The following is a 604-nucleotide window of genomic DNA, read 5'->3' as shown; positions in this document are numbered from 1 at the left end:
TGAGCTGGTCCCGCAAATCTGAACAGCGCGATAAGTGGAGTTTCTGCCTGACGGCGGGCAAGATTGACCCGCGAATCAGGAGAGACGATGAGCAGACGAGCACGGCGGAACCACACTCCGGCTTTCAAGGCGAAGGTGGCACTTGCCGCCGTCAAGGGTGACCGCACGCTGGCGCAACTGGCGGAGCAGTTCGACGTTCACCCCAATCAGATCACATCGTGGAAGGCCCAGCTCGAAGGCAGCGCTGCCGATGTTTTCGGTCCGGGCGGCGGGAGTCGGATCGCCGAACCCACCGTCGACGTGAAGTCGCTGCACGCCAAGATCGGCGAGTTGACGCTGGAGAACGATTTTTTAGAAGGAGCGCTCACCAAGGCGGGATTGCTGAGCGCAAAGCGATGATCGACCGTGAACACGATCTGCCGCTCAGCAAGCAGGCGGAAGCTCTGAACATCAGCCGCGGCAGCGTCTACTATCTGCCGCGTCCAGTGCCGCCCAAAGACCTCGCGCTGATGCAAAGGCTCGACCGGCTGCATCTGGAGTTTCCCTTCGCCGGTTCGCGAATGCTGCGAGGCCTGCTGGCTGCCGAGGGGTGCAAGGTCGGCCG

1 pseudogene is annotated in these 604 nt (G+C 62.3%); it reads left to right on the top strand.

Annotated features, from left to right (window positions below):
* Positions 1-87: 87 nt before the first annotated feature.
* A pseudogene (locus E4K64_RS40110) lies at positions 88-604 on the top strand (transposase); the annotation flags it as partial.

This window comes from Bradyrhizobium frederickii (genome assembly GCF_004570865.1).
Classification (GTDB): Bacteria; Pseudomonadota; Alphaproteobacteria; order Rhizobiales; family Xanthobacteraceae; genus Bradyrhizobium; species Bradyrhizobium frederickii.
This window is presented reverse-complemented; position numbering and strand designations above follow the sequence as displayed.